The 25,527-nt window shown below is 72.6% G+C and carries 20 protein-coding genes, 1 tRNA gene and 1 riboswitch; of the genes, 6 read left to right on the top strand and 15 right to left on the bottom strand.

The genetic code is table 11. The annotated features are described in order from the left end of the window. The 12 genes from ABTY56_RS04295 to ABTY56_RS04350 form a co-directional block, all read right to left on the bottom strand. The gene (locus ABTY56_RS04295; RefSeq protein ID WP_350626384.1) at positions 1-699 is read right to left on the bottom strand and encodes a 5'-methylthioadenosine/S-adenosylhomocysteine nucleosidase family protein; all 699 of its coding nucleotides are present in this window, start codon (positions 697-699) and stop codon (positions 1-3) included. Continuing rightward, positions 696-2,777 (bottom strand): squalene--hopene cyclase, encoded by a 2,082-nt coding sequence (gene shc / locus ABTY56_RS04300; protein WP_502893017.1) that lies wholly within the window; start codon positions 2,775-2,777, stop codon positions 696-698. Before shc ends, ABTY56_RS04295 begins: the two co-directional genes overlap by 4 nt. A gap of 7 nt (positions 2,778-2,784) precedes the next feature. Next, positions 2,785-3,873: a polyprenyl synthetase family protein gene (locus ABTY56_RS04305; RefSeq protein WP_502893018.1), complete on the bottom strand. Its 1,089-nt coding sequence runs from the start codon at positions 3,871-3,873 to the stop codon at positions 2,785-2,787. Between the two features lie 221 nt (positions 3,874-4,094). Continuing rightward, entirely contained in the window at positions 4,095-5,525 is a 1,431-nt protein-coding gene (gene hpnE, locus ABTY56_RS04310; protein WP_350626386.1) for a hydroxysqualene dehydroxylase HpnE, read from the bottom strand. A 127-nt stretch (positions 5,526-5,652) separates the two neighbouring features. Beyond that, positions 5,653-6,510, bottom strand: coding sequence for a presqualene diphosphate synthase HpnD (hpnD, locus tag ABTY56_RS04315; protein ID WP_350626649.1), 858 nt, complete (start codon positions 6,508-6,510; stop codon positions 5,653-5,655). Between the two features lie 41 nt (positions 6,511-6,551). Then, entirely contained in the window at positions 6,552-7,499 is a 948-nt protein-coding gene (hpnC, locus tag ABTY56_RS04320; RefSeq protein WP_350626388.1) for a squalene synthase HpnC, read from the bottom strand. Positions 7,500-7,824: 325 nt separating this feature from the next. Further along, positions 7,825-8,634 carry an ABC transporter ATP-binding protein gene (locus ABTY56_RS04325; protein WP_350626390.1) on the bottom strand — a complete coding sequence of 270 codons (810 nt, stop codon included), beginning with the start codon at positions 8,632-8,634 and terminating at the stop codon, positions 7,825-7,827. After that, positions 8,627-9,568, bottom strand: coding sequence for an ABC transporter permease (locus tag ABTY56_RS04330; protein WP_350626392.1), 942 nt, complete (start codon positions 9,566-9,568; stop codon positions 8,627-8,629). The genes ABTY56_RS04325 and ABTY56_RS04330 overlap by 8 nt, the downstream gene beginning before the upstream one ends. Before the next feature lie 140 nt (positions 9,569-9,708). Then, a complete protein-coding gene (locus ABTY56_RS04335) occupies positions 9,709-10,608 on the bottom strand; it encodes a glycosyltransferase family 2 protein (protein WP_350626394.1) in 900 nt (299 codons plus the stop codon). Further along, positions 10,605-11,342 carry a CDP-alcohol phosphatidyltransferase family protein gene (locus ABTY56_RS04340; protein ID WP_350626651.1) on the bottom strand — a complete coding sequence of 246 codons (738 nt, stop codon included), beginning with the start codon at positions 11,340-11,342 and terminating at the stop codon, positions 10,605-10,607. Before ABTY56_RS04340 ends, ABTY56_RS04335 begins: the two co-directional genes overlap by 4 nt. 91 nt (positions 11,343-11,433) lie before the next feature. Beyond that, on the bottom strand, positions 11,434-12,495 hold the full coding sequence (locus ABTY56_RS04345) for an iron-containing alcohol dehydrogenase family protein (protein ID WP_350626396.1): 1,062 nt from the start codon (positions 12,493-12,495) through the stop codon (positions 11,434-11,436). Next, positions 12,483-13,238, bottom strand: a complete 756-nt coding sequence (locus tag ABTY56_RS04350) for a phosphocholine cytidylyltransferase family protein (RefSeq protein ID WP_350626398.1) — start codon at positions 13,236-13,238, stop codon at positions 12,483-12,485. Before ABTY56_RS04350 ends, ABTY56_RS04345 begins: the two co-directional genes overlap by 13 nt. 533 nt (positions 13,239-13,771) lie before the next feature. On the opposite strand from ABTY56_RS04350, the gene idi reads away from it, so the two are divergent. Continuing rightward, a complete protein-coding gene (gene idi, locus ABTY56_RS04355) occupies positions 13,772-14,419 on the top strand; it encodes an isopentenyl-diphosphate Delta-isomerase (protein WP_350626400.1) in 648 nt (215 codons plus the stop codon). A gap of 35 nt (positions 14,420-14,454) precedes the next feature. Here the strand turns inward: idi and ABTY56_RS04360 are convergent, their stop codons facing one another. Next, positions 14,455-15,048 carry an ATP-binding protein gene (locus ABTY56_RS04360; protein ID WP_350626402.1) on the bottom strand — a complete coding sequence of 198 codons (594 nt, stop codon included), beginning with the start codon at positions 15,046-15,048 and terminating at the stop codon, positions 14,455-14,457. 333 nt (positions 15,049-15,381) lie between these two features. On the opposite strand from ABTY56_RS04360, the gene ABTY56_RS04365 reads away from it, so the two are divergent. After that, a tRNA-Leu gene (locus tag ABTY56_RS04365) sits at positions 15,382-15,466 on the top strand. 296 nt (positions 15,467-15,762) lie between these two features. Then, positions 15,763-17,412, top strand: a complete 1,650-nt coding sequence (locus tag ABTY56_RS04370) for an APC family permease (protein WP_350626404.1) — start codon at positions 15,763-15,765, stop codon at positions 17,410-17,412. A 147-nt stretch (positions 17,413-17,559) separates the two neighbouring features. Here ABTY56_RS04370 and ABTY56_RS04375 read toward each other — a convergent pair whose 3' ends face one another. Then, positions 17,560-18,561, bottom strand: coding sequence for a class I SAM-dependent methyltransferase (locus ABTY56_RS04375; RefSeq protein ID WP_350626406.1), 1,002 nt, complete (start codon positions 18,559-18,561; stop codon positions 17,560-17,562). 573 nt (positions 18,562-19,134) lie between these two features. Here ABTY56_RS04375 and ABTY56_RS04380 point away from each other — a divergent pair. Further along, positions 19,135-20,562 (top strand): aldehyde dehydrogenase family protein, encoded by a 1,428-nt coding sequence (locus ABTY56_RS04380; protein WP_350626408.1) that lies wholly within the window; start codon positions 19,135-19,137, stop codon positions 20,560-20,562. A gap of 199 nt (positions 20,563-20,761) precedes the next feature. On the opposite strand, the gene ABTY56_RS04385 is transcribed toward ABTY56_RS04380, so the two are convergent. Continuing rightward, positions 20,762-22,219: a glycine hydroxymethyltransferase gene (locus ABTY56_RS04385; protein WP_350626410.1), complete on the bottom strand. Its 1,458-nt coding sequence runs from the start codon at positions 22,217-22,219 to the stop codon at positions 20,762-20,764. Positions 22,220-22,240: 21 nt separating this feature from the next. Continuing rightward, a riboswitch (ZMP/ZTP riboswitch) is annotated at positions 22,241-22,337 on the bottom strand. A gap of 304 nt (positions 22,338-22,641) precedes the next feature. Between ABTY56_RS04385 and ABTY56_RS04390 the strand changes: the two genes are divergently transcribed. Next, the gene (locus ABTY56_RS04390) at positions 22,642-23,619 is read left to right on the top strand and encodes an ABC transporter permease (RefSeq protein WP_350626412.1); all 978 of its coding nucleotides are present in this window, start codon (positions 22,642-22,644) and stop codon (positions 23,617-23,619) included. Between the two features lie 147 nt (positions 23,620-23,766). Beyond that, positions 23,767-25,521, top strand: coding sequence for an ABC transporter substrate-binding protein (locus tag ABTY56_RS04395; protein ID WP_350626414.1), 1,755 nt, complete (start codon positions 23,767-23,769; stop codon positions 25,519-25,521). Positions 25,522-25,527 lie beyond the last annotated feature (6 nt).

Genomic DNA, 25,527 nt, shown 5'->3' on the forward strand with positions numbered 1-25,527 from the left:
CTAGCTCGCCTCCTGGGGGAGCGTCGAGGATGTGGGGTGGTTCAGGTCTGCGGGGCGGAGTGCGAGCTCCTGCCGGGGCGCGAGCTCCTGCCGGTACCAGTCGACCAGGGCGGGGACGGTCGCCCGCAGGGTCCGCCAGGCCCGCACCCCGGCCGGGAGGGTGCCGGGCCGCAGCAGCTCGTGCTCGGGGGTGTCGACCACCACCCGCAGGACGGCCGCGGGCAGCGCGGGCCGCACCTCGCGAAGCGCGGCCAGGACGGCGGCGGCCTCCATGTCGACGGCGAGCGCGCCCTGCAGGTGCAGTGCCCGGCGCTCGATGCCGCGCACCACGTGGTCGGCGGTGTGGTGCACCCCGGTGTGCACGGTCAGGCCGCGGTCCTTCAGCACCCGGGTGAGCTCCGGCCCGGAGTCGACCGGGTAGAGGTGCCCCTCCGCGTCGCGCACGCCGTCGGCCGCGACGACGTCGCCGGGCTGCACGCCGGGGCCGAGCGCGGCGCCGAAGCCGGCCACGACGACCGCGCCGTAGCCGCCGGGGGCGGAGCCGAGCAGCCGTCGCACGGTCAGCCCGGCGCGCCGCCGGCCGACCCCGGTGCGCACCAGCACCGGGGGTCCGCCGGTCGAGCCGCGCCAGTCACCGCCGCGCAGGGCCCAGACCTCGGGGCCCAGTGCGCAGAGCACCAGCAGGGGGGCGGTGGTCACCGCGCCGCCCCGATCGTCGGTGTGCCGGTCGCCCGTCCCGTACCCGGGCTGCCGTGGAGGTAGCGGCCGAGCGCGGTGACCGGGAAGACCAGTCGGTACAGGTGGTAGTTGATGGAGAAGTCCCAGGGGAAGCCGGTGCCGGTGAACTGTGGCTCGTCCCAGGTGCCCTCGGGCAGCTGGGTGCGCACCAGCCAGTCCACGCCGCGCTCCACCGCCGGGTTGGCGCGGCCGTCCGGGCCCTCGCCGGCCGCCAGCAGCGCCATCAGGGCCCACGCGGTCTGCGAGGCGGTGGAGTCGCCGCGGCCGGCCCAGCGCGCCGGGTCGTCGTAGGAGCGCATGTCCTCGCCCCAGCCGCCGTCGGTGTTCTGCCGGTCCTCCAGCCAGCGCACCGCCCGGCGGATCGCCGGGTGCTCGTCCGGGACGCCGGCCGCGACCAGCGCGGGCAGCACCGAGCCGGTGCCGTAGATGTAGTTGGTGCCCCAGCGGCCGAACCAGGAGCCGTCCGCCTCCTGGTTGCGCAGCAGCCACTCGATGCCGCGCCGGGTCCGGGGGTCACGGGCGCGGCCGGTCTCGGCGAGCATCTCCACCACGTGGGCGGTGACGTCGGCGGACGGCGGGTCGACCACCTCGCCGAAGTCGCAGAACGGCAGCTTGTTGGGCAGCGTGCTGGTGTTGTCGACGTCGAAGGCGCCCCAGGCGCCGTTCTTGGACTGCATGCCGAGGTTCCACAGGACGCCGCGGTCCACCGCCGCGTCGACCTTGGCCGGGTCGGGGTGGTCCACCCGGCGCAGCGCCAGGACCACCTCGGCGGTGTCGTCGATGTCGGGGTAGGTGTCGTTCTCGAACTCGAAGGCCCAGCCGCCGGCCGGGAGCCCGGGCCGCTGGACGGCCCAGTCGCCGCGCTTGCGGATCTCCTCGCCGAGCATCCAGTCGACGGCGGAGACCAGCGCCGGGTGGTCGGCGGGCACCCCGGCGTCGACCAGCGCGATGGTGGCCAGGCAGGTGTCCCAGACCGGGGACTGGCAGGCCTCCAGCCAGCGCTTGCCGTCCTCGGTGTGCACGGTGAAGCGGTCGAAGGAGCGGAGCCCGGCCTGCACCACCGGGTGCTCCAGCTCGTAGCCCTCCAGGTGCAGGGCGATCAGCGAGTAGACGGCGGGGGGCTGGATGCCGCCCCAGCAGCCGTCGGCCTCCTGCCGTTCGACGATCCAGCGGCAGGCCTGGGAGACGGCCAGGCGGCGCAGCGGGCGGACGGCCCGGCGGTGGTAGGCGTGCAGTGCCTTGTCGAGGCGCTCGAACAGGCCGTCCCAGGTGGTGGCGGGGGCGAGCGGCCGTTCGGGGTAGGGGTTGTCCGGGTCGGTGTGCAGCTCGGTGAGCGGGAAGGGCGCCGGACGGACGGGCCGGTGGGCCGAGACGACGGTCAGCGGGACGATGGTCTGGCGGGCCCAGCAGCCGAAGGCGTAGATGTTCAGCGGCAGCCACTTGGGCAGGAAGATGATCTCGGGCGGCATCTCGGGCAGCCGGTCCCAGGGCCACCAGCCGAACAGTGCGAGCCAGATCCGGGTGAACACCCGGGCGGCCGCGATGCCCCCCGCGGAGCGGACGTAGCGGGCGGCGGCGGCCATGTGCGGGGCGGTCGGGTCGTCGCCGGCCAGTCTGAGCGCGACGTACGCCTCGACGGTGGTGGACAGTTCGGGCGGCCCACCGTGGAACGTGGACCAGGTGCCGTCCTCACGCTGCTGGGAGCGGATCCACTCGGCGGTGGCGTTCGTCTGTTCTTCGGTCCGGATTCCGAGGAACTGGCGGAGCAGTAAATCCTCGGCGTCCATGGTGACGTTGGTCTCCAGGTCACCCTTCCACCAGCCCTCGGAGGACTGCAGGGAGAGCAGGTGGGTGGTGGCGCGGGCCAGGGCCTCCCGCGCGTCGGCCGGTCGGAGGTCCGCCTCACCGGCCGGCCGGAGCTGGTCGGCGTCCTCGGGCTGCCACCGCCCCGTGCCCAGCAGGGCCGGGGGGCGGTCGCCCACCGCGACCGGCTCGGGATCGTACTCAGGGTCGAGCCGGCCGTCCGCGGTTGCTGTCAACGTAACGTCACCTCTCTCGTACCACCACGAATTCGGCGAGTGCGACGAAGTGCTCGCGCACCTCGTCGGACATGGGCACCTCGTCCAGGGCGGCGAGGGCAGTCGTGTGCTGGCGGCGGGCCTCCTCCTGGGTCCATGCGCGGCCGCCGGCTTCCTCGATCAGCGCGGCCCGGGCGGCGAGCTCGGGCTCGCTCTCCTCCCCGCGCCCCTTCGGGTCGGCCAGTTGCTCGGCGAGCCGGCGCGAGGCCTGACCGCCCTCGGCCAGGGCGGCGGCGACCGGCAGGGACTTCTTGCGCTGGCGCAGGTCTCCCCAGTGCGGCTTGCCGGTGACCTCGGTGGCGCCCCAGATGCCGAGCAGGTCGTCCACCGCCTGGAAGGCCAGCCCCAGGTGGTGGCCGTAGCGCTGGAGGGAGTCGGAGACCTTGTCGTCGGCCCCGGCCAGGACGGCGCCGATCGCCGACGCGGCGGCCAGCAGGGCCGCCGTCTTTCCGCCCTCCATCTCCAGGCACTCCGCGACGGTCACAGTGTCGCGCTGTTCGAAGGCGACGTCCCTGGCCTGGCCGTCGATCAGCCGGCGGGTCGCCGTGGTGAGCAGCCGGACGGCGCGCGCGGCGTCGGTGGGGCTGGCGCCGCCCGTCACCGCGGCGTCGAGCAGCACCTCCGTGCCGAGCGTCGCCAGGGCGTCGCCGACCAGGATCGCCTGGGCCGGCCCGAAGACCGTCCACGCGGTGGCCCGGTGCCGCCGGGTCTCGTCACCGTCCATCAGATCATCATGGAGCAGGGAGAAGTTGTGCACCAGTTCAACAGCGACCCCGCCGGGCACCCCCGCCTCGGCCGCCGCACCGGTGGCCTGGGCCGACAGCAGGGCCAGCGCAGGGCGCACGGCCTTGCCGCCGTCACCCGCGACCGGTGTGCCGTCCCGGTCGATCCAGCCGAAGTGATAGGCCGCGACGGTGTCCATCGGTGCGGCCAAACGGGCGACGGCGGCCCGTAGCGGCGGCGTGCAGAGCGTACGGCTGCGGGCGAGCAGCTCCGGCACCGAGACCGGTTCGGCGTGCGCCGTGCCTCCGACGGCGAAGCCGGTGCGTGACTCCACGTGCGTTCCCTCTCCCTCGTGGTGCCGGACCGCACGGGGCGGCCGGGTGCTGCCGGTGCGGCTGGTGTCGATTCGTGTGGTGCCGGTGCCGGACGTGCCGGACGTGCCGGAGGTGTCGGTCCGGCCGTTCCGGCCGGCGTCGCCGGTTCCGTGGATTCCGCCGATGCGCACGACGGTACGCCCGTCGGCTCTGGCGGGCTCTCCGGCGGCGCGGCCCGCCGTCACCTGGGCCACCTCCCGTCGCCGCGGTCCACCGGCACCCGGGTGCCGGCGGCGAGCGCGGCGTCGGCGGCGGCGTGGCCGCTGCGCACGGCGCCCTCCATGGTCGCGGGCCAGCCGGTGGCCGTCCACGAGCCGGCCAGCAGCAGACCGGGCACCTCGGTGCGGGCCGACGGACGCAGCGCTCCGCTGCCCGGGGCCGGGTCGAAGGTCGCGGTGCGCTCGCGGGTGACGAAGAAGTCGAGCACCCGGGCCCCCGCCGCGGCCGGCAGCAGCCGTTCCAGCTCGGGCAGGTAGCGGCTGCGCAGCTCGGCGACGGGCAGGTCGATCTCGTCCTGCACGGCCGACTGCGAGAGGGCCAGGTACTGGGCGCCCGGGTGGGCCCGACCGAGCTCGGTGGCGGCCAGGCCGGAGTGCGCCGTGCGGTCGAAGACCCACTGGACCGGGGAGCCGAGGGCTGCGAAGAACGGCCGGCGCAGCAGCTTGCGGTCGTAGATCACGTGCACGTTGAGGATCGGCGTGGTGCCGAACCCGGCGAGCCGTTCCTGGCCCGGGAAGGCGTTCGGCGGCAGCAGGGCGGCCGCGCTGTCCTGGGCGCCGGCCAGGACGACGGTGTCGGCGGTGAGCAGCTCCCCGCCCTCCAGGCGGACGGCGTGCTGCGGCGCGGCCGGCTTGAGCTCGGCCACCCGGGCGCGCAGCAGCACCGTCACGCCGGCCCGCTCCAGCTCGGCGAGCGCCCGGTCGTGGTGGATCGCGCCCAGCGGAGCGGCGGCGATGCCGATGTCGGCGGCGCCGGGGTCGGAGAGCAGGCCGGTCTGGAACACCTTCGCCGCGAGCGCCATCGACACCTGGTCGGCCCGCCCGTTCAGGGTGGCGACGCCGACCAGGTCCCACAGGGCCGCCTGGGTGGCGGCGTTCTGCCCGTTGCGGCGCAGCCACTCGCCGAAGGAGATCCGGTCCAGCGCCGGGTCGGCGAGGTCCAGGCCCTTCAGGGCGAGCGCGCCGCGCACCACCCGGGCGCGGTCGGCCGGGGACAGGTGCGGGTAGCGCGCGAGGCTGGCGGCCAGGTGCAGGGGGACGGGCAGGCCGACCCGCCGCAGCCGGCCCAGGGTCCGCACCGGGGCGTCGTCGGGGCCGGTGACGGAGAGCACCGGGACGTCGAGGCGGTCCTGGAGGTGGACCAGGCGGGTGGCGCCGAGCCGCTCCAGCAGGCCGCGGTAGGCGGTGCAGCAGCGCAGGTAGACGTGCTGGCCGTTGTCGACGGTGAGCTCGCCGCGGCGGAAGGAGAACGCCAGACCGCCGAGCCGGGGGCGGCCCTCGGCGAGGGTGACCCGGTGACCGGCCTCGGCCAGGCGCAGCGCTGCGGTGATCCCGGCCAGACCGCCGCCGACCACGATGGCGGCCGGGCGCGCGGCATCGGCTCGCCCGGTCATCGGCCCTCCCCCTCGCAGTCGCTGGACCGCCGGGGGGCGGTCGCTGAAGCCGGTACTCGTTCGGTCAACACGGAACTACCCGCACGTGATTCCCCGCTGACACAGCGTGACAGAACTGTGGCGAGAATCAAGAACGCCCCCCGGCGAGCCCGGAAAGCGCCACGTACGCCTTCTCCCAGCCCGGCAGCGAGACCCGGCCGCGCAGCACCGACTCGGGATCGGCGGCGATCCGGCCGAGCAGCCGGTGGTAGATCCCGGCCATCGCGGCGGTGCAGGCGCGGCTGCGGCGGTCGAGCATCGGCAGCAGCCGCAGGCCCTCCTCGAAGGCGGCCTGGGCGCGGGCGGCCTCGAAGGCCACCAGGCCGGTGAAGTCCGCTCCGGCGGGCGGCTTGGCCAGCGCGAAGCCCTGCTCGCAGCCGAACCGGACCAGGTCCTCGGTGGGCAGGTAGGTGCGGCCGTTCAGGGCGTCCTCGCGCAGGTCGCGCAGGATGTTGGTGAGCTGCAGCGCCAGGCCCAGGGTGTCCGCGTGGCGCGCCCCGAGCTCGGGGTCGTCGCAGCCGTAGACGCCCAGCGAGAGCCGGCCGATCGCCCCGGCGACGCAGCGGCAGTAGACCTTCAGCTCCTCGTACGTCTGGTACTCGGCGCCCTTGAGGTCCATCTCGACGCCGTCGATCAGCTCGTCGAAGCCGCCGAGCGGGATCGGGAAGCGCCGGGCCGTGTCGGCCAGGGCGACCTTGATCGGGTCGGTGTCGTCCTCGGCGACCACCCCGGAACGGACCTCGTCCACCAGTTCCCGGGTGCGCAGCAGCGCCTCGGCCTTCCGGTCGGACGGGAGGTCGCCGTCGCCGATGTCGTCCACCCGGCGGGCCAGGGCGTACAGGGCCGACATGGCCAGCCGCTTGGGTTCGGGCAGCAGCCGGATGCCGTAGCTGAAGTTGCGCGCCTGCAGACCGGTGACTGCCTCGCAGTACCGGTACGCCGCCATGACCTGGGCCGACGCCAGTGGTGATGCCGCCACTCGGGCGTTCACCTTCCCTTCGCGAAGATGGCCGCCGCCTTCGCTGCGAGGCGGCGCTTGTCCGGCTTCGCCTGTCGGGCGAGCACGTCGTACCCGGCGGCCTCGACGGCCGCCAGGGCCGCGTACCCGCCGGCGGTGAATCCCGCCAGGAGCAGTCGAAGCCTCCCCCGAACCGTACCTACCAATGGTGCGCCGTGATCGAGCAGGGTGCGGGCCCGCTCCACCTCGAAGGCGATCAGCTCCCGTACCGCGCCGTCGGCGGAGGGGGCGGCGAGGTCCGCCTCGGTCACGCCGAAGCGCTCCAGGTCCTCGGCGGGGAGGTAGATCCGGCCGCGGCGCAGGTCCTCGGCGACGTCCTGCAGGTGTTCGACCACCTGAAGGGCGCTGCAGACGGCGTCGGAGAGTTCGATCCGCTCGGGGGTGGAGACGCCCGCGATGGCCAGGACGAGGCGGCCGACGGGGTCGGCGGAGAGGGTGCAGTAGTCGAGCAGGTCGTCGTACGTGGCGTAGCTGGTGGTGGTCTGGTCCACCCGGTTGGCCTCGATCAGACGGCGGAACGGCTCGGGGGTCAGGCCGTGCCGGTCGACCAGCGGGACAAGGGCCCGCATCAGCGGGTGGCGGGGGGCCTCGGCGCCGGAGGGGTGCAGCGCGCTCTCGAAGACCCGGTCGAGGTCGTGCTCCAGGCCGTCGAGCAGGGCGAGGCGGAAGGCGACCTCGTGCGCGGTCGGCGGGCCGGACTGCTCCGAAGGGGTGGCCGGGGGCATCCGTTCGACCCCGAGCAGGCGGGCGGTGGCGGCCGGGTCGGCCAGGTCGCCGTCGCCGGCGTCGTCGACGAGGCGGGCGAAGCCGTACACCGCCATCAGGTCGTCGCGCCAGGCCGCGGGCAGGAAGAACGGGGCGACCGGGAAGTTCTCGGCCCCCGCCTTCTTGAGGGTCTGACCCGCGGAACGGTTCACCGGCGTATCACTGGGCTGGGCCGAAGCCGACACTGCTGTCACTCCCCCGTTCTACACCGCTGGGTACCACCGGCCCGACTCGGACACGCGTCCGAGCGCGGGCGTCACGCACGGCACACCGCCCCCGCGACTACCAGCCTGACACCCCGGGGCGCGCCGGAGAAGAGCGCCCCGCCCGCCGGACCGGGGCGCTCACCCCCGCGGCGGCGGCCACCCGGGGCAACAACGGGGAACCGGCGGGGCAAGCCGCAGGGCCGGCTCCGGAGGTTCCGGAACCGGCCCTGGTGGCGGGAGTGGCTCGTGCGAGCACCGCGGGTCGCCGGTGCTACGGGCGCTCGCCGCGCTCGTAGCGGCCGACGACCTCGTCGGTCGGGCCGTCCATGACCAGCTCGCCGGCCTCGATCCAGATGGTCCGCTCGCAGACCTCGCGGATCGAGTTGTTGTCGTGGCTGACCAGGAAGACCGTACCGGCGGAGCCGCGCAGTTCGTCGATGCGCCGCTTGCTGCGCTGCTGGAAGGCCTGGTCACCGGTGGCCAGGGCCTCGTCGATCAGCAGCACGTCGTGGGTCTTCGCCGCGGCGATCGAGAAGCGCAGGCGGGCGCCCATGCCGGAGGAGTAGGTGCGCATCGGCAGGGAGATGAAGTCGCCCTTGTCGTTGATGCCGGAGAACTCGACGATGTCCTGGTAGCGCGCCCGCACGTCGGCCGGGGACATCCCCATCGCCAGGCAGCCCAGGACGACGTTGCGCTCGCCGGTGAGCTCGTTCATCAGCGCGGCGTTGACGCCCAGCAGCGAGGGCTGGCCGTTGGTGTAGATGCCGCCCTTCTCGGTCGGCAGCAGGCCCGCGATGGCGGCCAGCATGGTCGACTTGCCGGAGCCGTTGGAGCCGATCAGGCCGATCGCCTCACCCTTGTACGCGGTGAAGCTGATGCCCTTGACCGCGTGCACCTCGCGCACGCCGGCGGCGCGCCTGCGGCTGAGGATGCGGCTCAGCGCCGAGGTGGCGCTGCCCTTGCCGGAGCCGGCGCCGTGCACCCGGTAGACGATGTGCACGTCGTCGACGACGACGGTGGGCTCGCGGGCCACGTCCGTGTCCCGGACGTTGTCGTTCTTGCTCAGGTCGACGTCAGCCACGGCCGTACTCCTCCTCGGCCTTCCAGAAGAAGACGTATCCGATGACGAACATCCCGATGCCCCAGGCGAGGCCGTACACCCACTGGTGCGGCGGCAGGGACTGGTGGGGGTTCTGGTGCGGGTTGTAGATGATCGGCGCGAAGGCGTGCCGCAGCAGGTCCATGTAGACCGAGGCCGGGTTGATGTTGCAGATCACCTGGATGTAGTGCGGCCACTTGTGGACGCGGTCCTGGATGCTGAACATCACGCCGGAGAGGAACATCCACGCGCGCATCACGAACGGGATCAGCTGGGAGATGTCGCTGGTCTTGGCGCCGATCCGGGCCATGATCAGGGAGATGCCGGTGTTGAACAGGGTCTGCAGGATCAGCGCCGGGACGATCAGCAGCCAGGTCTTGCCCGGGGCGATGCCGCTGGCCAGGACGGTCACGACCAGCACGACCATCGAGATCAGCAGCTGCTGGAGCTGGATCACGGTGAAGGCGATCGGCAGGCTGGCACGGGGGAAGTGCAGCGCCCGGATCAGGCCGAGGTTGTCGGAGATCGCCCGGGTACCGGACTGCACCGCGTTCTGGGTGAACTGGAACACGAAGACGCCGATGCAGAGCCAGGCGATGTAGGTGTCCGGCGGGAAGCCGTCCTTGCTCGACAGGATCACGCCGAAGACCAGGTAGAAGACCGCGCAGTTGAGCAGCGGGGTCACGACCTGCCACAGCTGGCCGAGCTTGGCGTCGGTGTACTGGGCCACCAGGCGGGCGGTGGCGAAGGCCCAGATGAAGTGGCGCCGGGCCCAGAGCTGCTTGGTGTAGGCGAACAGACCCGGACGGGCGCCGCTCACCGACAGACCGTACTTGTCCGCGAGCTGCTTGGCGGTCAGGCCCGCGTCCACCCCCCTGGGGGTTGAGAGGCTGACGGGTTCACTCACTGTCGACACATTCGTCCTTCACGCGGGATCGGTCGGGGCGGCCGGTCGACGGGGGTCCGCCGGCCGTGCGCCGATGGGGATCCACTGGGATCTCGGGGGAGCCGGCCGGTGTGTGGTCACCGGCCGCAGCGATCGATCATTCGATCAGATCAGATGATCGGTGGTCGGCCCAGCCTGGTCAGTTGCCAAACGGTACGCCATCGCATGGGCCGTCGCGGACCGCAGGGTTCGCGCCAGCCCGCCCGGAATCCGCTCCACCAGGCCTTCAGCGCCTCGGGGGAGGGGCGGCGAGCCAGGGTGAGCAGAAGCCAGGTTCCCAGATAGAGAGGCACCAACAACGCCGGAAGGTTCCGCCGCGCGAGCCACACCCGGTTTCGGGCCACGTTGTGGAAGTAGGTGGCGTGCCGGGCCGGGGACGTCGTGGGGTGGTGCAGCACCACGTCCGCCCGGTAGTCGATGGCCCAGCCGGCGTCCGCCGCACGCCACGCGAGGTCGGTCTCCTCGTGGGCGTAGAAGAACTCGGCGGGCAGCTGGCCGGCCTTCTCGAACACCTTGCAGCGCACGGCGCTCGCGCCGCCCAGGAAGGTGGTCACCCGGGAGGAGCGCAGCGGGTCGCTGGCGCGCAGCCGGGGGACGTGCCGCCGCTGGGTGACCCCGGTGTCCGGATCGGCGATCCGGAACGACACGATGCCCAACTCCGGGTCGGCGGCGAAGGCTTCGCGCAGCAGCCGGGCGGAGTCGGTGCGCGGCAGGTGGCCGTCGTCGTCCAGGAAGAGGACGGCGTCCACGTCCTGGCCGTCCCGGCCGAACAGCTCGATGCCGACGTTGCGGCCGCCCGGGATGCCGAGGTTCTCCGGCAGCTCGACGGTGCGCACGCCCTCCGGCAGCGGGGGCAGCGGAGCGCCGTTGGCGACCACGGCCAGCTCGACCGCGGGGCCCTCCTGGGCGCGGACGGACTCGATCAGGGCGTTGAGCTCGGCGGGCCGGTTGCCCATCGTGATGATCACGGCGCCGAGGCGGAAGCGCTCCGCGGTGTTCGCGTCGCTCATCGCAGCCTGCTCGACAGGACGATGCTCAGCAGGTGCAGCACGGTCTGCAGCATGGCGATCGCCGCCAGGACGACCACCGCGAGCCGGGTGAAGAAGAGCCCGCCGTGCACGGCGTCGGCGATCCCGGCGGCGAGGATGAACAGCGAGGCCTCGACCGCGCCGACCAGGCGGTGGAACTTCAGGAGGGAGGCCGCCCGGCGGGCCTTGGCGACGGTGGCCGAGCGGGGCACCGAGGCGCTGTCCTCGACGGCCGTCAGGCCGCTGCGGGCCCGGGCCACGTCCACCAGGTCCGTCTCGGACTTGATGAGGATCGCGCCGAGCGCGGCCAGCGTGCCGAGGAAGGCCCACTCCCAGTGGGAGCCGCTGCCCTCGCGGTGCAGCAGGTCGGTGGCGCGCAGGCCGAGACCGGTCAGCAGGGCCGCCTCGGACATGTAGTGGCCGACCCGGTCCAGGTAGACACCGGTCAGCGAGGTCTGCCGGCGCCAGCGGGCCACCTCGCCGTCGACGCAGTCCAGCAGCAGGTAGACCTGGATCAGCAGGGCGCCCAGGACCGCGCCCGCGATGCCCGGCACGACCAGCGCGAGACCGGCCAGGATGCCGGTGAACATCATCAGGTAGGTCAGGCCGTTGGGCGTGATCGCCGTCACGGTGGAGAGCACGCGGGTGATCCGCAGCGAGATCTTCCGCATGTACAGGCGCCCGGCCCAGTGCTCGGCGCTGCGGCGCTGGAGCATGCCCTCCGGGTGGATCACCGCGCGCAGCTCCTCGATCGAGGGCCGGCGGGACAGGTCCACCGGGGGCCGTTCGGCACCCGCGGTGGAGGGGTCAGCTGTTGACGGCTTGGACATAGTCGGCGTACGCGTCCCTGATTGCGGAAGGGGAGAGGTCGAGGTGCTCAAGGATGGTGAAGCGTCCCGGGCGGGTGTTCGGAGCGTAGTGCACCGCTTCGGTGAACTCCGCCTCGGTGAAACCGATCTGAGCTGCGGTCACCGGCAGCCCGTGGCTCGCCAGGCGCTCCACGATCAGACCGGTCAGCTCGCGTTCGCCCCGCAGGAAGCTGGCGAAGGCGGCGCCGAGGCCGACCTGTTCGCCGTGCTGGGCGGACCGCTTGGGATACAGCACGTCCAGGGCATGCGAGATCTCGTGGCAGGCGCCCGACGAAGGCCGGGTGCTGCCCGCGATGTTCATCGCGATGCCGGACAGTACCAGGGCCTCGGCGAGCGCCGTCAGGAGGTCCTGATCCTGAGTGTTTCCTGGGTGTCGCAGCAGGTTCTCGCCCGCCGAGCGGGCCATCGCGACCGCCAGTCCGTCCACCCGCTCGCCGGTGACGGCCTGCGACAACTCCCAGTCCGCGCAGGCCGAGATGTTGGAGACGACGTCGCCGATGCCGGCCGCGACGAAGCGCGGCGGGGCCTGCCGGATCACGTCCAGGTCGACGATGATGCCGATCGGACTGGGCACCCCGTAGGAGCCGCGGCCGGCGTCGTTGTCCAGGGTGGAGACCGGCGAGCAGATGCCGTCGTGGGCCAGGTTGGTGGCGACCGCGACCAGCGGCAGGCCGACCCGGGCGGCGGCGTACTTGGCGGCGTCGATGATCTTGCCGCCGCCGAGGCCGACGATCGCGTCGTAGTGCCCGCCGCGCATCGCCTCGGCCAGGCGCACCGCGCTGTCCAGGCTGCCGTCGTCCACGTTGTACCAGTCGGCGCCCGGCAGGGCCGGCTCCAGGCGTCGGCGCATGGCCGCGCCGGAGCCGTTGCTGATCGCCACCGCGATCCGGCCCGAGGCCGACAGCCGCTGGTCCGCGAGGATCCCGCCGAGCGCGTCCAGCGCGCCCGAGCGGATCTCCACGAACAGCGGCGACGGGACCAGTCGGGTCAGTACTGGCACGCGATCTCCCGCGCCTTCGCCAGGTCGTCGTGGTTGTCGACCTCGACCCAGGAGACCTCGCCGATCGGCTGCACGTCGATCCGCAGGCCCCGGTCGACCATCTCCTGGTAGCCGTCCTCGTAGTACAGCTGCGGGTCGCGCTCGTAGGTGGCGCGCAGCGCGTCGGTGAGGTCGGCGGCGGCGGACGGGTTGATCACGGTGACGCCGATGTACTCGCCGCTGGCGTCGGACGGGTCCATCAGCTTGGTGATGCGGCGCATGCCGGCGGCCGGGTCGACGACGACCTTCATCTCCTCGTCGGCGAGCTTCTTCACCGTGTCGAGGGCGAGCAGGATGCCGGGGGCGGCACCACCGTCGAGGAGGCGCTGGTTGCCCTCCAGCATGGTGCGCTGGACGGAGGCGGGGTGGACGGTGTCGCCGTTGGCCAGCAGCAGGCCCTCGCCGAACAGCTCGCGGGCGCACCAGAGCGAGTACGCGTTGTTCCACTCCTCGGCCTTGTCGTTCTCGACCAGGTGGAGCTTGACGCCGTACTTGCTCTCCAGGGCGTCCTTGCGGTCGTACACCGCTTCCTTGCGGTAGCCGACGACGATCGCGGCCTCGCGCAGTCCGACCTCGGCGAAGTTGCCGAGGGTGAGGTCCAGGACGGTCCGCTCCCCGTCGACCGGCACCAGCGCCTTGGGCAGGGTGTCGGTGTACGGGCGCAGCCGGCGGCCGGCGCCGGCTGCCAGAACGAGGCCGATCATGCGGGGTCTCCTGATCCGTCGTGCTGTGCGCGCGGACCGTGCCGAGGGGCGGCGCTGCTCCGCCGGACCGGTGTGCGACCCGGCCGGGCAGCGGCGCGCCGGTACCGGCACAGATCCGGGCACCGTGTCGTATGTGATGGTAGGCGACGTGGACGACCGGCCCGAACGCGCCCGGAGACGGGGCGGTGACGGAGGGGTGACCGGGGGGTGTGGCCGGCGGTCGGCGCCGGGGAGCGGGCCGACGTCGGGGCCCGGCCGGGCCCGGGCGCTCGAACGCCCCCCGAACGTGCGTCGAACGATTCTGCGACATTCGTGACCCTTACGAGGGCTTCCCGGATCCTTCCCTGCCCGAATTCCTTCTCCTCCGGGTCATGATCCGCCCGGTTGTGCGTGGGACCCCTACCCGGTGCCACCCATACGGCAGACTGGAGCCCGACGCCGGCGCCGGTGCCCCCGCTGCGTCCGCCGCGCGCCACCCGGTGCGCCGGACGCACCCGATGCTCCCGTTGCTCCCGCTCCCGGAAAGAGGCCCCATGCCCCAGAGTCTGCCGACCGAGCCGACACACTTCGACGCCGAGGTCGACACCGGTCTCGACGTGGAGACCGATGTGTCGGCCGACCCCCGGACCGCCTCGGCCACCGGTACCGAGATCCTGCTGGAACTGGTCGACGACGAGGGCGCCACGATCGGCACCGCCGAGAAGCTCTGGGCCCACCAGCAGCCGGGCCGTCTGCACCGCGCCTTCTCGGTCTTCCTCTTCGACCGCCAGGGCCGCCTGCTGCTCCAGCGCCGGGCCCTGGGCAAGTACCACTCCCCCGGCGTCTGGTCGAACACCTGCTGCGGCCACCCGTACCCGGACGAACCGCCCTTCGTCGCCGCCGCTCGGCGCACCGCGGAGGAGCTGGGCGTCGCCCCGGCCCTGCTCTGCGAGGCCGGCACCGTCCGCTACGACCTCCCGGACGAGGCCTCCGGGCTGATCGAGCGGGAGTGGAACCACCTCTTCGTGGGACTGGTCACCGCTCCGGTCCGGCCGAACCCGGACGAGGTGGACGACTTCGCCTTCGTGACCGCGCAGGAGCTGCGGGAGCTGCGGGCCGAGCGGCCCTTCTCGGTCTGGTTCGAGACCGTCTTCGAGGCTGCGCTGCCCGGGATCCGGGAGATCGCCGGACGGGACTGGTAGGCGCTCCGGTCGCGCTGCCCGCCCCGGCGGGCCGGTCAGCGGTCGGACTCCGGGGGGACGGGCAGCGAGGCCCAGATGACCTTGCCGCCCTCCCCGGTCCGCTCGACGTCGCACACCCCGCCCGCCTGCAGCGTGACGCTCTTCACCAGCAGCAGGCCGCGCCCACCGGTACGTCCGGTGTCGTTCTCCAGCGCCTTCGGCCGGTACGGGTCACCGTCCTCGACCGACACCCGCACCCAGCCGCCGCGTACCGACAGCTCGGTGACCACCTCGGGCGAGAGCTCGGCCGCGTGGGTCACCGCGTTGCTCACCAGCTCCGAGACGATCAGCAGCAGGTCGTCCACCAGCTCCTGGTAGCGCACCCCGGCCATGCCCTGGGCCAGCAGGCGGTCGCGCACCGCGTGCCTGGTGCGCGGCACCGAGGCCTCGGCGGCGGGCACCGGGAATCGCCACACCCCCTCGACCGGGCCGCGCGCCGGGCCGCCGGGCGGGCCGTCGGGCGCAGCGACGGCGTCACCCTGCCCGTCCCCCGGCCTGCCGCGTCTCGGTTCGGCCTCCGCCGTCCCGCTGATCTGCTCCACGTCCAGCCGCCCTTCGTCCGCGACCCGGGAATCAGGCGATCCGCTCATGGCGCCCTCGGTCCACAGAGGCTAGGAGAGCGGTCGCGGCGGCTGCGGCACCGTCGACAACTTGCCCGTGTCGGACCACTTCCGGCCGGAACCGATCGCGGGCGACATCGAAGTCGACCGGTTCCTTCGCGGTCGCCATCGCTTCGAGCCCGGTTCGAGCGTGTTCGCCAGCCGTACCAACCTGTGCGGCGGGCCGCCGGGGGGCTCGCGGCGGGTCCGGCGGCCACGGGGGCGCGGACCGGAGGAAGCCCAGGTGAGAAGCACTCCAGAACCCTGGTAATGTTCTCTCTGTCGCCGAGGGGGCGAGAGAAAAACCCCCGGAGCACACACCCTGTCCGGGTGGCGGAATGGCAGACGCGCTAGCTTGAGGTGCTAGTGCCCTTTATCGGGCGTGGGGGTTCAAGTCCCCCCTCGGACACAGCCGAATTCCCCGTGGGATCCGAAAGGAACCCACGGGGAATTTCCTTTTTCCCCGCCGCACCTCCGGCCGACCACCGATCGCCACCCCGTGGCGGTGTGGCGCCGGTCTCTTCGCGGGGGCCCGCCGGTCCGGAAACCGGACACGAGATGGCAACGATCGAACAGTTTGAGCTTCCTCTGAGGTATTCGCCCGTTTTCGGACCATAAGCTGCTGTGCGTTTGTCCGGAATACCGACTCAAAACAGCAAAAACACCGACACCACCCGATGAGCCCCGAGCGAAAGGACCGATACGTTGAGTGAGCCCGAATCCTCGACGGCGTCTCACCAGAACTACCGCCGATCGCTCGGCACCATCAGCCTGACCGCGGTCGGGCTGGGGTCGATCATCGGATCCGGGTGGTTGTTCGGTGCCGAGCGGGCCGCCAAGCTCGCCGGGCCGGCCTCGATCCTCGCCTGGGTGATCGGTGCCGCGGTGGCGCTGACCATCGCCCTCACCTACAGCGAGCTGGGCTCGATGTTCCCCAAGGCCGGCGGCATGGTCCGGTACGGCCAGTACTCGCACGGCTCGCTGGCCGGCTACTTGGCGGCCTGGGCCAACTGGATCGCCATCGTCTCGGTCATCCCCGGCGAGGCCACCGCGTCCGTCCAGTACATGAGCTCCTGGCACTTCGGCTGGGCCAAGGGGCTCTACAACGGCCAGGAACTGACCCTCAGCGGTGTGGCACTGGCCAGCGTGCTGCTGCTGGTCTACTTCGCCCTCAACTGGTTCGCGATCACGCTGTTCGCCAAGACCAACACGGCGATCACCGTCTTCAAGGTCGTCGTGCCGACGCTGACCGCCGGCGCGCTGCTCCTCGCGCACTTCGACACCGCGCACTTCACCGAGCCCGGCGGCTTCGCGCCGAACGGCTGGAGCGCGGTGTTCACCGCCGTCGCGGTCTCCGGCATCGTCTGGGCCTTCAACGGCTTCCAGTCGCCGCTCAACCTGGCCGGCGAGGCCAAGAACCCCGGCAAGTCGCTGCCGAAGGCCGTCATCGGCTCGATCCTGATCGCCCTGGTGATCTACGTCGCGCTGCAGATCGCCTTCCTCGGCGCCATCCCGGCCGCCGACCTCTCGGGCGGCTGGAGCAGCCTCTCCTACACCTCGCCGCTGGCCGACCTGGCCATCGCCTGGGGCATCAACTGGCTGGCGATCCTGCTCTACGCGGACGCCTTCGTCTCCCCCTCCGGCACCGGCATGATCTACGCCGCCACCACCTCGCGCATGATCCACGGCGTGCAGGAGAACGGCCACCTGCCGAAGCTGTTCGGCAAGGTCGACGCCAAGACCGGCATCCCGCGCCCGGCGCTGGTGCTCAACCTGGTCGTCGCCTTCCTGTTCCTCGCGGTCTTCCGCGGCTGGGGCTCGCTGGCCGAGATCGTCTCGGTGGCCACCGTGATCTCGTACATCACCGGCCCGGTCGCCGTGATGGCCCTGCGCCGCCTCGCCCCGGACCTGCCGCGCCCGGTCCGGCTGCGCGCCATGCCGGTCATCGCCCCGGTCGCGATGGTCTTCGGCTCGCTGGTGCTGTACTGGGCCCGCTGGCCGCTCACCGGCAAGGTCATCCTGCTGATGGCCGCCGGACTGCCGATCTGGGCCTGGTACGAGCTGCGCAAGCCGTTCGCCGAGCTGAAGCCGCACCTCGCGGCCGGCGCCTGGATGGTCGCCTACCTGTTCGTGATGGCCGGTGTCTCCTGGGCCGGCAGCAGCGACTTCGGCGGGCACGGCTACCTGCCGGAGGGCTGGGACCTGCTGATCGTGGCCGCGATCGGGCTCGCGTTCTACTACTGGGGCGTCGCCAGCGCCTGGGCCAACCCCTCGCTGGCCGCCGTCCGCCGGGAGATGGCGGACGAGCAGGACGCCCCGGCCCCGGTCGAGGCGGGCGAGCCCTCGCGGGTCTGAGCCGCCGCAACGCGTGACGTGCCGAAGGGCCGGTCGGATGTTTCCGACCGGCCCTTCGGCGTCTCCGGGGTCGTGCGACGAGGGGGCGGTGCGCCTACCGGGCCCGCACGGCCGTCCGGGTCGTCCGGGGGCGGGCTCGCGTCCCGGTCAGCCGCGGCGGGCGCGGCGGATGGCGGAGGTGACGACCGGCGGCAGGAGGTCCCGGGCGGCGCGCTTGGCGACGTTGACGGGGCGGCGCGCCTCGGCGGCCCGGGTCCGTCGGGCGGCCAGGTCGACGGCGGCCTCGTCGTGGGCCGACCGGAGCGCCCTGCGGGCCTCGGTCGCGGACTGCTCGGCCTCGCGTCGGGCCGCCTCGGCGGCCAGTCGCCCCTGGTGGCGGGAGCCGCGGAAGCGGGCGATGCCCTCCGAGTCACCGGTCATGCGCAGCACCTGGCGTCCGTTGACGGTCTCGCTGCTCAGCTGACAGCCGGCCGCGAGGTCGATCCGGTCCAGCAGCTCGCGCTGGAACGGCTCCACGTCCCCCCAGGTGCCGTAGAACTTGCACTCGGTGAGCAGGATCGGCTTCAGCCCGTGGTTGAACACGGCCTCCCAGGTCGCGGCCGCCACGCCCGGGGTGTGCTGGGAACGGTAGTCGTCCAGCACGACGACGCCCTGTTCCTGCAAGGCGACCCGGGCCACCTGGAGGTCCCCCACGACGTGCTCGTACAGGTGGGAGGCGTCGATGTGGATGAAACGGAACGCGCCGACGGGTATGTGCCCGCGGGACAGGACGGAGGTCGGCGCCTGGATGATCTCCGGCAGCTTGTCGTGGAAGGAGAGGTAGTTGCTCTCGAAGGCCTCGCGGGTCAGCGTCTTCCGGTAGGACATGTCCATCTCGGCCGCGTTCTCCTCGTCGGGCGCGTCCGAGTCGAAGAGGTCGCAGACGGTGAACGTCTCGCCGGGCCGGAGGTGCTCGCCGATCACGATCGCGCTGCGGCCGAGGTAGGCACCCATCTCCAGCAGGTCGCCGGTGACACCGGCCTTCTCCTGGCGCCCCAGGAACCATTCGAAGGAATGCCGGTCGTGGTCCCAGAACCACCCCGGGACGTCGTCCAGGCTCGCCGGGGCGGCGGCGTGCTGCGACTCGCGCGGGGACGCGGTGTCGGTCATGGGAAGCTCCTTCGGGGCACGGGTGGGCCTGTGGATCTCTCACCGGACCTCAGGGGAAGCAGGAGTTCCGGACCGGTCGCAGAACGCGCCGACCCGACCGTGCGCGCGCACGTCGAAGCGTCGTCAGCTTTAAACCCCCGCCGCTGAGTTCACTGCAATGTACCTGCGCACCGACCACCGTGTGGAGGTCTTGGTGTGGGGAGTTTCCGGAACCGTCACGGAACCGCCGGAGGGTGAACGCCGCGGATCCCGAGCGTGAATCCACTATGACCCGCTCGGGGCCGGCGCGCCACCGCCCGCCGGATGATCTTCGTGTCGACGTCCGCGCCCGGCGTGGGGGCGGGGCGGCCCTCGGCAGGAGGGCCCGTACGGCGAGGTGCCGGGGCGGCTGGACGAACGGCGCGCCGAGGTGGGCATGGAGCCGTTCGACGGGTGCACCGCGCGGGTTCGCCCCGCGGTGACCGGCAATTCTGCCGGTCCGGATTGGCTCTTGCGCGCCGCCGCCCGGCCGTTTTGACTGGCCTCCGACTAGCGCTGTCGGTCAAGCGGCTGAGCCTATGAGAGGACAACTCGGTGCAGGAGTACGCGGAGTACGGCGACCAGTACATCGACGGCTCTTGGCGGCCCTCCGGGGACCCCGGTTCGATCGCCGTGCTGAACCCCGCGACCGAGCAGGTGCTCGCCACCGTGCCGGCCGGTGGGACGGCCGACGTCGACGCGGCGGTGGCGGCGGCCCGCCGGGCCGCCCGGAGCTGGGCCGCGACCACCCGCGAGGAGCGGCTGGACCTGCTGACCCGGCTGCGGGACGGGCTCGCCGCCGCGCAGCACGAGATCACCGAGACGGTGGTCGCCGAGCTGGGCGCCCCGGTCGGCTTCACCGCCGCCGTGCACGCCGGACTGCCACTGACCGTGGCGACCACCTATCTGACCCTGCTCGCCGAGTACCCCTTCGAGGAGCGGATCGGCAACTCGGTGGTGCACGCCGAGCCGGCCGGGGTGGTCGCGGCGATCACGCCGTGGAACTACCCGCTGCACCAGATCGTCGCCAAGGTCGTCCCCGCCCTGGCGGCCGGCTGCCCGGTGGTCCTCAAGCCGGCCGAGGACACCCCGCTGGTGGCCCGGCTGTTCGCCCGGCTGGTGCACGAGGCCGGCTTCCCGGCCGGTGTGTTCAACCTGGTCACCGGCACCGGGGAGACGGCGGGCGCGGCGCTCGTCGCCCACCCGGAGGTGGACGTGGTCTCGTTCACCGGCTCCACCGCCGTCGGCCGGCAGGTCGCCGGGACGGCCGGCCGGGACCTCAAGCGGGTCACCCTGGAACTGGGCGGCAAGTCGGCCAACGTGGTGCTGCCGGGCGCCAACATCACCCGCGCGGTCAAGGCCAACGTCGCCGGGGTCTTCGCCAACTCGGGTCAGACCTGCAGCGCCTGGACCCGCCTGCTGGTCCACGAGGACCAGTACGAGGAGGCCGTCGCGCGGGCCGCCAAGGCCGCCGCCCAGTACGTGCCCGGCGACCCGACCGACCCGCAGACCCGGATCGGCCCGGTGGTCAACGCCGAGCAGCTGGCCCGGGTGCGCGGCTACATCGACGGCGCGCTGGCCGAGGGCGCCCGGCTGGTCGTCGGCGGCTCGGAGCCGGTCGCCGAACTGCCCACCGGCTTCTACGTCCACCCGACCGTGCTCGCCGACGTGACGCCCGAGATGGCGGTCGCCCGGGAGGAGGTCTTCGGCCCCGTCCTGGTGATCCTCGCCTACCGCGACGAGGACCACGCCGTCGAGCTCGCCAACGGCACCCCGTACGGCCTGGCCGGCGGCGTCTGGGCCCGCGACACCGACACCGCCGCCGCCTTCGCCCGCCGCCTCGACACCGGCCAGGTCGACCTCAACGGCGGCCGCTTCAACCCCCTCGCCCCCTTCGGCGGCTACAAGAACTCCGGCCTCGGGCGCGAACTGGGGCGGCACGGGCTGGAGGAGTTCCTGCAGTACAAGTCGCTGCAGTACTAGCCGCGGCGCTGGGGCCGGGTGTCGCCCGGGGCCGACGGCGGAGGTGCCGGCGGCCCCGGGCGTTCGGGGTTCTCGGGGCGTTCCGGGTGACCAGGGAGTCCCCGGCGTTCCCGGTGCTGTCGGCGTTCCCGGCGTTCCCGGTGCTGCCGGTGCGGCCGGCGTCCCGGTGTCCCGGCCGTCCCGGCCGTCCCGGCGGGTGTCAGGCGAGGTCGACGCCCGGGTAGAGCGGGTACGGGGTGAGCAGGTCGGCGGCGCGCTTGGCGGTGGCGTCGCGCAGGGCCGGGTCGAGGACGTAGCCGGCCTTGGACGGGGTGCCGTTGGCGGCCGTGGTGGGGGTGGTGGCGCGCAGGACGGTGTCGATCAGCTCCGCGATCTCGTCCATCTCGGCGACGCCGAGGCCGCGGGTGGTGAGGGCCGGGGTGCCGATCCGGATCCCGGAGGTGTACCAGGCGCCGTTCGGGTCCTGCGGGACGGAGTTGCGGTTGGTGACGATGCCCGAGTCGAGCAGCGCCGCCTCGGCCTGACGGCCGGTCAGGCCGTAGCCGGAGACGTCGGCGAGGACGAGGTGGTTGTCGGTGCCGCCGGTGACCAGCGTGCCGCCGCGGCGCAGCAGGCCCTCGGCGAGCGCCCGGGCGTTGTCGACGACGGCGTGGGCGTAGGCCTGGAACTCCGGGCGGCGGGCCTCGGCGAGGGCGACGGCCTTGGCGGCCATCACGTGCGAGAGCGGGCCGCCGAGCACCAACGGGCAGCCGCGGTCGACGTGTTCGGCCAGCTCGGCGGTGCAGAGCACCATGCCGCCGCGCGGGCCGCGCAGGGACTTGTGGGTGGTCGTGGTGACGATGTGGGCGTGCCGGACGGGGTCGTGGTCGCCGGTCAGCACCTTGCCCGCGACCAGGCCGGCGAAGTGCGCCATGTCGACCATGAGGGTGGCACCGACCTCGTCCGCGATCTCGCGCATGGTGCGGAAGTCCACCAGCCGCGGGTACGCGGAGTAGCCCGCCACGATGATCAGCGGGCGGAACTCGCGGGCGGTCTCGCGCAGCGCGTCGTAGTCGATCAGGCCGGTGACCGGGTCGGTGCCGTAGCTGCGCTGCTCGAACATCTTGCCCGAGATGTTGGGGCGGAACCCGTGGGTGAGGTGGCCGCCGGTGTCCAGGGACATGCCGAGCATGCGCTGGTTGCCGAGCTCGTGGCGCAGCTGCGCCCAGTCCTCCTCGGTGAGGTCGTTGACGTTGCGGACCTCGGCCCGCGCCAGGGCCGGGCTCTCGACCCGCTGGGAGAGGACGGCCCAGAAGGCGGTGAGGTTGGCGTCGATGCCGGAGTGCGGCTGGACGTAGGCGTGGTCGGCGCCGAACAGCTCGCGGGCGTGCTCGGCGGCGATGGCCTCGACGGTGTCGACGTTGCGGCAGCCCGCGTAGAAGCGGCGGCCGACGGTGCCCTCGGCGTACTTGTCGCTGAGCCAGTTGCCCATCGCGAGGAGGACGGCCGGGGAGGCGTAGTTCTCGCTGGCGATCAGCTTGAGCGAGGCGCGCTGGTCGGCGAGCTCCCGGCCGATGGCGGCGGCGATCCGCGGTTCGACGCCGGCGACCACGTCGAGGGCGCTGCGGAAGGCGGTGTCGGCGGCGGGGGTCGCGGCGGTGTGGGGCTGCTGGGCCAAGGCGGTCTCCTGGTGGGGATTGCGGATGGCCCAGGCGCTCGGCAACTTCACATGAGGTTTCACGAGGCCGCTTCCCGATGGTTGATTCCATCCCTACGCGCCAGTCGCAGCCCACCGGGATCGTACCAACATCGGAGGGACTGTGGCGGAGGTCTCAGAATGCGGAACGGTCGGTCCGGTTCGGTGGGATATGTCCGTTCCTCTGCAACGCCGTTGTTTCGGTGAAATGAAGCCGCCACATTCCCCGAAACAGTCCCGCAGGAATTCCCCGAAGAGTCGGCGGAAGTGATTTGCGGAACGTCGGACGCATCCGATCAAATGGCGCTCGAACGGCCCCCGGGAAACCCTCGGAGGCCGTACCGGAAATGCACACCAGCGCACCCCCACCCACGGGGCGGCGGAGAATTCGGGAGTCACGCCTCATGGCAGTGGTCGACACAGTCCCAGTCCGCGCGGCCGGGCCCGCGACCACCGCGGCCCCGAGCCTGCTCCGCCGACTCCTGCGGGACCGGGTCGGCGCCGCCGCGCTGGCCGTCGTGCTGCTGTTCCTGCTGCTCGCCGCGGCGGCCCCGCTGATCGCCGCGCTGTACGGGAGGAACCCGGTCGAGCACTACGGCCAGAACGCTCCGGGCCTGCTCAGCGACGGCGGCCTGCCGATGCTGCCGAACGGCGGGATCTCCGGCGACTTCTGGTTCGGCCTGGAACCGGGCCTCGGCCGGGACGTGTTCACCCAGCTGCTGTACGGCATCCGCACCTCGCTGCTCATCGCCTTCGCCGCCGCCGCCGCGACCACCGCCCTGGGCGTCCTGGTCGGTGTCGCGGTCGGCTATCTCGGCGGAATCGCGGACCGGCTGTTCGGATTCCTCGCCAATGTGCTGCTGGCCTTTCCGACGCTGCTCCTGCTGCTCGCGCTCGGCCCGGTCATCGAGTCCCGACTGGTCGATCCGGGCACCGCGGAACCGGAGTGGATGCAGTTCCTGGTGCTGGTCCTGGTTTTCTCCGCGTTCGGCTGGATTCCGCTCGCGCTTTCCCTGCGGGCCGCCGTGCGCTCGCTCCGGGAAAGGGATTTCGTGCAGTCCGCCCGGGCCCAGGGTGCGGGCCGCCGGCACGTCGTCGTCCACGAACTGCTGCCGAACGTGCGGTCGCAACTCCTGGTGCACGCCACCATGGCGGTGCCGACCTACGTCGCCTCCGAGGCCGCGCTGTCCTTCCTGGGCGTCGGCATCGCCGAGCCCGTCCCGGACTGGGGACGGATGATCTCGCGCGGCTCCGAGGTCTTCCGGGCCGACCCGACGTACCTGGTCTTCCCCGGGGTGGCGCTGCTGCTGTTCGTGATCGCCTTCAACCTGCTCGGCGACGCCGTCCGGGACGCGTTGGACCCGCGGGCCGGCGCCCGCTGAGCCGCCCGGCCCCTCCTGGTTCGCCCCGGTCGGTTCATCGCCCCCTCCCGTTCATCACCCCCTCCCGTTCATCACGCCCTCCCGTTCGTCCTCATTCGTCACCCGAGCCCTCCCGGCGCGATCCGCCGGGGTGAGGAGAGATTCGCCATGCGCTGGACCCGACCGTCCCTCGCCGTCATCGCCACCGCCCTGCTGGTGACCTCCTGCTCGGCCGGCGCGGGCAGCACCGGCTCCGCCGGCCCCGGGGCCTCCGCCAAGGAGACCTCCCCGCTGACCGCCGCGCTCGGCACCGAGCAGGAGAGCACCGGGCCCGCCCCCGCCGTCCCGGGCGCCCGCGCGGGCGGCACGGTCAACGTGTACAACAGCGTCGAGTTCCGCCACCTCGACCCGCAGAAGGTCTACGCGGGCGCCACCTACAACGCCTCGCTGCTCTGGGGGCGGCAGCTGACGCAGTATCAGATCGTCGACGGCAAGGCCAAGTTGGTCGGCGACCTGGCCACCGACACCGGCACCCCGACCGACGGCGGCCACACCTGGACGTACCGGCTCAAGCCGGGCGTGGCCTGGGAGGACGGCAAGCCGATCACCGCCCAGGACGTCAAGTACGGCATCGAACGCACCTTCGGCAAGGGCTACGAGGTCGGTCCGCCGTACTGGCCGCAGTGGCTCACCGGCGCGGCCGACTACGAGGCGGCGCGCGCCGAGTACGCGGGCCCGCAGGACGGTGACCTGGCCGCGATCGAGACGCCGGACGAGCGCACCGTCGTCTTCCACTTCCCGCAGCCGCAGGCCGACGTTCCGTACATGGCCGCGCAGTCCTCCTCCTCACCGGTGCGCCGGGACAAGGACACCGGAATGGACTACGACCGGCAGCCGTTCGCCACCGGGCCCTACCGGATCGTCGAGCACGTCCAGAACACCCGGATGGTGCTGGAGCGCAATCCGGCCTGGAAGCCCGAGACCGACCCGATCCGCAGCCAGTACCCGGAGAGGTTCGTCTTCACGTACGGCAAGGAGGCGCTCAACCTCAACCAGGAGATCCTCTCCGGACGGGACGGCGGCGCCGACGCCACCACGGCCGCCGACCCCCTCTCCCCCGAGCTGTACCAGACCACCGACACCGACCCGAAGGCCCAGGAACTGGTCGTCTCCGGCCGGCAGGGCGCCTTCGTCACCCAGCTGGTGATCAACAACGAGCGGGTGCCGGACGTCGAGGTCCGCAAGGCGCTGCACCTGGCCTACCCTCGCCGGCAGGCCCGCCAGGTCCAGGGCGGCGCCCGCACCGGCGAACTGGCCACCACGCTCAGCTCGCCCGCGCTGATCGACTGGGAGAAGTACGACCTGTACCCGGCCAAGCCCGAGGGCGACCCGGAGGCGGCCAGGGCCGAACTCGCCAAGGCCGGGCAGGCCCCGGGCAGCCTGACCTACGCGTACAGGAACACACCGAACGGGCAGCGCGTCGCGCAGGTGCTGGTGGACGGCTTCGCCAAGGCGGGGATCACCGTCGTGCCCAAGCCGATCGACCCCAAGGCCTTCCTGGACGAGGTGCACCGCGCCGACTCCCCGTACGACCTGTTCGAGGAGACCTCCTCGGTCGACTGGCCCACCCCGTCCACGCTGGTCCCGTTCTCCTTCGACGGGCGTGCCGGGAGCGACATCAACTCCGCGCGCTACCGCAACCCGGTGGTGGACGCGGAGATCGACCGGATCAACCGGATCGGCGAGCCGCGCGCCAAGGCCAAGGAGCTGTACGCGCTGGAGCAGACGGTGATGAAGGACCTGCCGGTACTGCCGCTCGCCTACCCGACCGTCAGCCAGCTGCACGGCAGCAACGTCGGCGGGGCGTTCATCCACCCGATCTACGGGACGGTGTCGCTGGCCTGGCTGTACCTGAAGTCCTGAAGGCCC

Origin of the sequence: Kitasatospora sp. NPDC097691 (assembly GCF_040302665.1) — a bacterium.
Lineage (GTDB): Bacteria > Actinomycetota > Actinomycetes > Streptomycetales > Streptomycetaceae > Kitasatospora.